Genomic DNA, 8,331 nt, shown 5'->3' on the forward strand with positions numbered 1-8,331 from the left:
ATTCTCTGTCATGATTTTCTTGAAGGCTGCCGGGAGCCGTTAACCTTCGCGCCTTCAGAAAACTTTCGAACATCATTATAGGACCAGCAAGATGCCGGGCATCGCACGTCAGTTCGAGCCGCAGATCACCCGTACCGGCGGAGCCCCCTCCAAGTATCGTTTCACCGCCCGATGCTCGGGATGCCATAAGACGGACACCTACGAGGCCAGCAAGCCTGCCGCTGATGAGCTCGTCAAAGGCTACTTCAAGGACCGCGGCTGGCTTCTCGGACGCGACCGAGCCTATGATCTGTGTCCGGCTTGCCTGGCAAAACCCCGGGAGGAGCGGCAGCCTCGGCCGTCCAACGGTGCAGGCCCCCAGGGGTCGCCAGAGGCTGTCAATCCTCCCAGCCGCCCGAGCGCCCCAGCGGATAAGCGGGTCCGGGATACGGCTGATATCCTGGCCCGCCACTTGGGCAAGCCTGAAGCCCTCGCCGCGGAGGTCTTCCGCCCCAAGCTGGTGCAGGCCCCTCGCCCCTCCTCCACTCCGGAGGCGCCCCCGCAGACCGGATCAGCCCCCGCCCTGTCACGCGAGGTGGAACTGGCCCTGACGGGAATGGCCGCAGAGCTGAAAGGCCTGCACTCGACCATGGAAGGCATGGCAGAGCAGATGAGCAAGCTGGTGGCTCTCGGCGGTCAGCAGATGGAGGCCATCGCTAGGCTTGCACCCCTGATGGTCCAATCGGCTGACGGGATCTCCGGCGGCCTGCGGGATGTTGTCAGCGCAATCTGGTCCATCCCGAGCGCCTCCCCTCCTGAGCGAGAGCCGCCCAAGGCAGAAGAGCCGCTCCCGCAAGAGGCTGAACCTGTCGAACAGCAAGATCCAGAATTCAGCTCAGAGCCAGAACCTCGGAAGGCGTCCAGGGCAAAAGAGCCCTCAAGGGCAGGCCTGCGTTCGACGACGAGCAGGGGCCAAGTTCGTCAGACCGGCTCCGCGGGCATTGTGGTGAAGTCGATTCCAGACGCCAAGCGTTCGGACCGGTTCTACACGGCCATCCGCCTGCCGCGGGATGTGTGGGACCAAGCTGGCTTTGGCCCAGACGATCGTCTCCTGCTGGACTGGAGCGGGAAGTCCCTGACCATTGAGCGTGTGGCTGAGGGAGGCGTCAAGCCCAAAGCGGTCGGTAGCACCTCTGTGGTCCTCCAGTCCTGGAAGCTTGGGAACCTCAACCTTGACCAGCCAAAGGTCACCGGCGTTGACGGATCGCTGCGCCTTATGGCAGGACGTCGGCCAGCGTGAGGCTTGGTCGTTGGGTGACGTGCGCGACACACGAGCCTCCGACCACCCCATCCAGAGGTCGATTCAACATGCCTCAAGACGGGATCTCGACCACTTTGATCCCGACGCGCCGGCGGTTCCGGGTCATCGGATAGCCCAGAGGGTTGCAGACGACGCGCATCTGATGATTCCCAGCCGGCACCAGGTAGTCGAACGGGGTGTGGACATGACCATGGATCCAGAGCTGGGTCTTGGGAAAGCGCTCCGGATTGAGGATGTTGACGAAGAACGCGTTCTGAGCATCCTCCTGGAAGTCAGGGTGGATCGACCCAGGAAAGGGAGCGTGATGCGAGACAATCACGTCGGCCTTGGCCTGCTCGAGAAAGGCGAGTTGCGCCAGGTGCAGGTCGTTCCACCTGTCGACCGTCACGCCCTGGATCTTCACGAAGTCCGGGAAGCGAGCAGCCTCGCGCTGCCCGGCCTCATCCAGATAGGTCCAGAGCGTTGCCACAGCGAACCGGATCCCGCCAATCGTGATCACGGTGCCCAGGTCCTTCGGGAATGAGCCGCCGTAGTAGTCATGGTTGCCGTTGACGTGGATGACGGGCAAGCCGAGTTCATCTTCAATTATCCTGAGGACCTGACTGCGGATCTCAGGGTCGGGATGCGTGTCGCCGGCAATCACCATGACATCGGCGTCGATCTCACAAGGAAGCGAGAGGCTGCCATAGACCTGGAACATCCCGGGCGGTGTCCCAAGCAGCGGCGGGTCTTTGCGCTCCTCAAGGTGAAGATCGGAGATCAGCGCAATCCTGGTCAATGGTGCTTCCTCGGCTCATGCTGTGTTCCTGCGCCATGAGGCACAGTTCTGTGCGGCCATCCTCCAGGCCGACAGCCGCCTCCCTGTCAAAATTTTGCTTATACAAATTCCGGTTGTAGCTGGGTGGATTCTATTCGGAAGTGCAAATTCCGTTACAAGCAAAGGAGTTGCACTCGGAGGCCGAATGATCCTGCCCTACATGGCCGGCGCCTCCCCTCAAGGCCTCGAAACCTTGTGACTAATCCGCCGCGCGTTGAAGATCACGACGTTAACGCGTGGATGGGCAGCCTTCAGATTTCGTTATCCTAGATGGAGACGCGAGTTTGATCTCATTCATGCTCGCTAGCCTGTTCCTCAGCGGTCTCGTGGATCCGACCCGGCATTCTGCTGAGTAGCACGCCGCGGGGTTCTCTTCTGATGTTTGGCCCTCATCCGGGCTTCGTGCCCGGCCTGCAAGGCTGCGGCCATTGCACGGGTCCACCCCAGGATCTGGTCGTTCCAGGTCCAGAAGCCGTCAGCAGGCATACGGATTTGAACCGCCGCATTGGCACCGCCTGCCTCGCGGACCTGCTCCTCGATCGTATGGGCAAAGCCTCGGCCGAGATCATCGTTGTCTGCCGCGATCTGGATCGTGGCCCCGGGCCAGCGCCGAACGAGTTCCCGGAACCGGCCGCAAGCGCTGCCGCCGCGGTGTCCCGCAAGCGAGACGAGCAAGGCCCGCTCCGGGCTATGGTCGCTCTGATAAAGCGACAACCCTTCAAGGCTGGATCGCGCAACATAGATCAGGACCGGATTGCGGCTGTCGCCGATCTGCGTGAGCGCTCTCTCACCGTCAACCGGGATGTGAAGCCTCGCGACCTTGCCCTGTTCCGCGGGTCCCTCATACTCGACGCCCGTAATCCGGCCCGCAAGATCGCGGTGGGCAAACGCGGCACGACCGTCAGGGGCAGTGCGAATGTCGGCACGGAAACGCTGGAGCACCTCCGGCGCGATGTTGCAGGCCGTCAGCAAATGCTCGTTCGGCTCCCGCGAGAACATGTGCCAGAGGCGTCCGTACTTCCGCACGGACGCTGCATTCCCATCGGAGAGGTGGCCTGCACGGCGCGCATCCGCGCGGGCAAGGATCTCGGCTTTGGCTTCGGGCAGTGGGTAGCATGGCCCGGACAGGCGTTCAGCGATCCGCTCCCGCAGCGCTCGGATGGCGGCGCTGCCCTGCCACGCCGCGAGCCCAACTGAGCCCGGCCTCTCGGCCAGCGCGCCTGGAAGACCGGCGACCCGGCTCCGCGCCCCTGCCGATGTGTTAAGGAGAGAGCCCGCCCCTTCCGAGGGTGCAACCCCGACGAAGGCGCGAAGGCACGGCGCATAATCACTGACATTCCTCTTGCGCTCGCTGAGCCGCGCCTCCTCCATTACCGCCTTGCGGATCCACGCCCCCGCCGCGCGCGGGACCTGAACCCGCGAGGTGTCGACATACAGCCGGACGTGCCGCCGGTGGCGGGTCATCGCTATGGCCAGACCCTCGCGGCCCAGGCCGCGCAGATTTGCAACGTAGCCGTCATCGACGATCAGGCCGGCGGCGGCCTGCACAGGCAACACATACCCATGCTGCATCTTCGGAGCCTGGGCTTGGCCGGCGCGGACTCCGACAAGGGCGGACAGCCGCGTCGTGATCATTGCTCCGGTCCTGGCCAGCATTAAGGTGAACGTCGGATCAGGGCCTCGTTGGATGCGCTCAACCCGCGCCAGATCCAAAGGGCGGATTATCTGCCCCTGCACCTGGAGATCCTCGCCGAAGACCACGTCGTCACCCGCGGCCAGGGCCAGCATAACAGGCTCGCGGCTGCCGGGCGGGATGGCGTGCACCAGCACCTCCTCGCCAAGCCCTGCCCTTTCCCTGAGGGCGGCGCGGACGCGATTGGTGATCTCGGCGACGTCCCGCGTCCGCCCAGTCAGGATAATGCGGGCCGGTCCATTTCCGGCAGGTCTTGAGGCGTCGGGGAAAGCCTGGCGTGCCGCAACATAGTCATCGACGAGGGACTCCAGGGCGCTGTGGCGATCGTCCGCCCAGCAGATCAGGCCGGCCCGGTCATAGGCCTCTAGGGCCCGCACCGGATCGCCCGCTATGAAGTCGCGCGAGGCTGCCCGTTGCCACTCCGCACGCTGGTACTGGTCATTTGTCAGGTGCTCCGCTCCAAGGGCCCGGACGAGCGCCGCCATCGGGGCCCCAGCAATGGCGGGCCTGGGACGGGCCGTGTCGCCGATCAGCACCAGCTTAGCCCCACGGCCTTCCTCGCTGACCAGGCCAACCAGCGCCGCCATATCCCGCGTCGCGACGAGATCGGCCTCCACGCAGACGACGACGGCGTTTTCGTCCAGACTGATGGCCCCGGTTCTGAGCTGCTCCGTGAACGCTTGCACCGTCCATGCCGCGGCCGCAGCGGCTTCCACGTCGGCGTGCGGACAGTCCCCATCGCTCCACGAAGGCGTGACCGTCCAGACGTCCTTGCCGCATTCACGGGCAGCGTCGGCGATGGCCGTCGTGAGCGATGCGCCCGCATCGGCCGGGCTCTCGATGAGCGAGATCCCGTCGCGGTCGAGGGCGTGCCGAACCGCACGGCCCTGCGCCTCGGACAGCATCCCCGGCCGGGAGAGAAGGCCCTCAAGGGCGATCTCCGGCACGAAATCCCGCTCGCCGCGCCGACGCAAGGCCGTGCGCAACAGGTCCCGCTCGGCCTCGACTAGGGCCGCCGTCGCATAGACCGACGTGCCGGCCTCGTTGCGGCCGATTGCGAGGATCAGGCCGGAGGCCACGAGATCCTCGACGAGTGCTAGCCCCTCGTCGGCTGTGCATGCGCATTGCACCGCCTCAAGGGTCCGGCGCATGAGCGCTGACCGGTCGAAGACCACCTCGGTCGCCGTGAGTGCATGCACAGCCACGACCGCCGTGGTCGTGGCGCGCTCGCGGCCGCGGGGTTCGGGATCCCGTTCCATCCGGATGCGCTCCGCTTCGATGGCGACAAGGCGGAACAAGGAATCCGGGCGCCAGCCGGTGGTGGCCAGCTCTCTCGCCCAGCGTTCCTCAAGAAGGGCCAGAGGCATTTCCCGATCTTTCACCTCGCGTGTGCCGAAGGCTGCAACCTGCGCGGCCGCCCGATGGACAGCCGTGTCGAAGCCGCCCTCTCCTGCAGCCTGCTCGATCTGCAGCCGCCGCTTCGAGAACCGCTCGAGGACCTTGCGCGGCACGCCTGCGATCTCAAAGTTGCGGCCCTTCCGCACCGGTTCGAAGCCGAGCCCGGTGCGCAGTCCGCTGGCGAGCTCGCTCCGGTAGAGCGCGGCCAAAGCTCCCAGGGAGCGCAAAATGTCCCGGTTGTCGATCGCGCCAGTCGTTCCGTCCCGGCGCACTGCCAAGTTCAGCATCACAGCGTGCGAGTGCAACTGTGGATCTTGGGCGCGGGACGTAAAATGCCGGTAGATCGCGGCACTCACTTCGTGCGCCGGCGTGCGCTCGACGCCCTGCGGACCGGTTCGGGCGACGACCAGCCCTGCCTCCAGGGCGTAATCGAGCGTCCGGCGCACTGCCCGATCGTGGGCGGCCAGGATCTTTGACCGGCTCTCGGGCGCGGCGAAGGCGGCCAGAACGCTGACACTCTTGGGGGCGGCGCACTGGAGATCGTAGCCGACGCTGCGCCGGCCATTGGCGGAGAGTCTCACCAGCGCAACCTGGGTTTCGGGATCGCGGCCCCACGCCAGATCGCGCAGAACCCGACCGTCAACCTCGCCCTGGTCCGGGCACATACGGAAGGGGTTTAACATGGCGATAACGCGCGTTCAGGCGCGTCTGCCGATCCGCGCCGGACCCCTGCGAGCAGGAAGCCGGACTCTGGCCAGCCCTCTGCCAGCCCGAGGTCGGTCCAGGGGCACCCCGCAAGACAGCTCTCGCCACATGCGAGTGCCGGCACGGGTGTGACGGGTCACCTGCTCAGCGACAGCGACGTTTGAATGCAAGTGAAAGTTCTCATTGAAGGATATTTTGAATGACGAAAGCAGCAAAGGCGCTTCAGGCATCGGCATCGAAGCGTGCGATTTTGATTGCCAATGAGAAGGGCGGCGTCGGCAAGACAGCCTGGGCAATCTCCTTCGTGGACATCATGCGTCAGGACGGCGTGCCGGTCGCCGCCTACGATGCCGATGGCGGTGTCGGCGGTCTCGGTCGTCTCCTCGGCACCAGGAGCGAGGCTGGCGATCGAACAGCACAGCAGGATCCCCTCGTCGGCGTCGGCTTCTACAACGGCCGCTCCGAGAGGGAGCGGGATATGCTGGTGAATTCCATCGACGAGGGACACCCTCTCATGGTCCACGATCTGGCAGGCGGACTTCTGACAGATCTGACCAGGATCTTGGACGCCGAAAAGAACCTCGACGAGTTTCTGGCGACCTTCGAGGACAACGGCTATCGCCTGACCTTTGTCCATGTAATCTCGAACGTGATCGCGGCTTCACAATCGGTTGGCCGCTACCTTAAGCTGGTCGGCGACCGTGCCGACCACGTCGCGGTGATCAACCGCAACTTTGGCAAGATGAACGACGACTTTCCTTTCTGGTACGGCTTCGTAGATCCGCAAGGAAAGGAAATCGGCGGCAAAACGCGGAGCGAGTTCTTGGCTCTAGGCGGGGTGGAGATCGAATTCCCAGCTCTGCCTGCCGGCACTTGGGCGAAGCTCGACGCGCTCGCGATCCCGTTTACACAGGCGCGCGGCCACACATCCCTCACCCTGGTGGAGCGCGGGCAGGTCCAGAAATTCATGCGGGAATTCCGCCAGTCATTGGAGCCGGCCCGCTCGGTGCTGGGTTTGGCTCATTGAGAGCACAGGCCGGGCCAGTCAATGCCAAAGGACTCCCATGCGACCTGAAGTCAAGACCATCTTCGACAAGGCTTGCGACCTGTTTGGCGTCCCGCCGGAGATCCGGGATGCCCGCATGCGCACGATTGCCGACCTCCACCTCGGCCCCAATGACGAGACCACGATTTTTCTAGCGGCGGTCGGAGCCCTTGAAGGCCTGTCCCGCGACATCCAGGGATCGGTGCTGGGGTTCCAAGGGGCGATCAAGGACCTGCCCGGCCGCGTCGAAGCCGCCGCCGCCCGCGCCGTCGGCCCCGTCGCTGACGCCGCCACCGCCCGCGTCGAGCAAACCTATGCGGATCTGTCTCGCAAGGCCGGGGACGCGGTTGCCAAGTCCGCCGCCGAGCATTTCAAGGCCTTGGCGGCCGCACGCAGAATCCAGGTCGCAGGAAGCCTTGTCGTCGCCGGAATTCTCGTGTCGCTGGTTCTGCTGGCGGGGGCGTTCGGTGGCGGCTGGCTACTTGGCAAGAATAGCCCATACGCCGGGTCGGGCTCAGCGACCGAAGAGACCCTGAAACGCTGGGCGCTGACGCGTGACGGGCGGGCCGCCTATGATCTATCCAAACTTACAAGTCTTGTGGCCTTGGCGGAGTGTTCCGGTAACGGATGGGAGAAACAGGACCGCTACGACAGGGCATCCCGCAGCGGCACTGGTTACGGCCGGGGCTTCACCTGGTGTTATCCTTTTGCATGGACGGTTGATGGTCAAACATATGGATGGAAGATAGGGGAGCTTCCGTTCCGGCAGGCTCCACCCGGAGAAACGTCGACTGCGCAATAGCACACCATAAGCTTGCGCGACTCTCAAGTCTCTCTCGGAAGATCCAATGCGCGACAGGCCTGGAGGTCGACTTGCGCCTTCAGTTCCAGCAACCCGTTGACATTGCGGTCCGGCCTCACGGAGGTTGCGGGCAAGCAGACGCTTCTGACCTCGTCCACTAACAATTCGGAGATTGCGTATGTTCAATCACTGGGCGATGAGGCTATTATCGTCTCGAACTCGGAGATGAGCATCGCCGACATACCGATTGCTTGTGGCCTGGCGATGTCCGCGGAGGACGTGGCGCCGACGAAGAGGATCTCTGCTAGCGCAGGTTCTTGTCAAAAACCGGCCCGCTGCCGGCTGAGCGATCAGTTGCTCATTGTCCGTCACTCTTCTGGCGTTTTCCACTGCATATAGGAGATGTAGGCCAAGCGCACGAACAACAGCGTGAGTGTTCGCTGAACTGAGATCTCCATGGCTTGCGGCTCTCCAGATTCGGTATCGTAAAGCAACTGGCAGCTCTGCCCGGACAAGTCCTCCCGGGTCGCGATCCACAGCAGGTCGATCACAACTTGGCCCGGCGTATGAG

Annotated in this window: 5 protein-coding genes and 1 pseudogene; 3 read left to right on the top strand and 3 right to left on the bottom strand. The window is 64.1% G+C overall.

Annotated features, from left to right (window positions below; translation table 11 throughout):
* The first annotated feature begins 91 nt into the window (after window positions 1-91).
* On the top strand, window positions 92-1,279 hold the full coding sequence (locus tag JKG68_RS23560; protein WP_202063782.1) for a YML083C domain-containing protein: 1,188 nt from the start codon (window positions 92-94) through the stop codon (window positions 1,277-1,279).
* Between the two features lie 73 nt (window positions 1,280-1,352).
* On the opposite strand, the gene JKG68_RS23565 is transcribed toward JKG68_RS23560, so the two are convergent.
* Complete coding sequence (locus JKG68_RS23565; RefSeq protein WP_202063783.1) at window positions 1,353-2,078, bottom strand: metallophosphoesterase; 726 nt, start codon at window positions 2,076-2,078, stop codon at window positions 1,353-1,355.
* A 354-nt stretch (window positions 2,079-2,432) separates the two neighbouring features.
* The gene (mobF, locus tag JKG68_RS23570; protein ID WP_202063784.1) at window positions 2,433-5,891 is read right to left on the bottom strand and encodes a MobF family relaxase; all 3,459 of its coding nucleotides are present in this window, start codon (window positions 5,889-5,891) and stop codon (window positions 2,433-2,435) included.
* 221 nt (window positions 5,892-6,112) lie between these two features.
* Between mobF and JKG68_RS23575 the strand changes: the two genes are divergently transcribed.
* Entirely contained in the window at window positions 6,113-6,940 is an 828-nt protein-coding gene (locus JKG68_RS23575; RefSeq protein WP_202063785.1) for a nucleotide-binding protein, read from the top strand.
* A gap of 37 nt (window positions 6,941-6,977) precedes the next feature.
* A complete protein-coding gene (locus JKG68_RS23580; protein WP_202063786.1) occupies window positions 6,978-7,760 on the top strand; it encodes a hypothetical protein in 783 nt (260 codons plus the stop codon).
* Between the two features lie 368 nt (window positions 7,761-8,128).
* On the opposite strand, the pseudogene JKG68_RS23585 reads toward JKG68_RS23580, so the two are convergent.
* Window positions 8,129-8,331: pseudogene (locus JKG68_RS23585) on the bottom strand (hypothetical protein); the annotation flags it as partial.

Source organism: Microvirga aerilata (assembly GCF_016743775.1).
GTDB classification, from domain to species: domain Bacteria; phylum Pseudomonadota; class Alphaproteobacteria; order Rhizobiales; family Beijerinckiaceae; genus Microvirga; species Microvirga aerilata.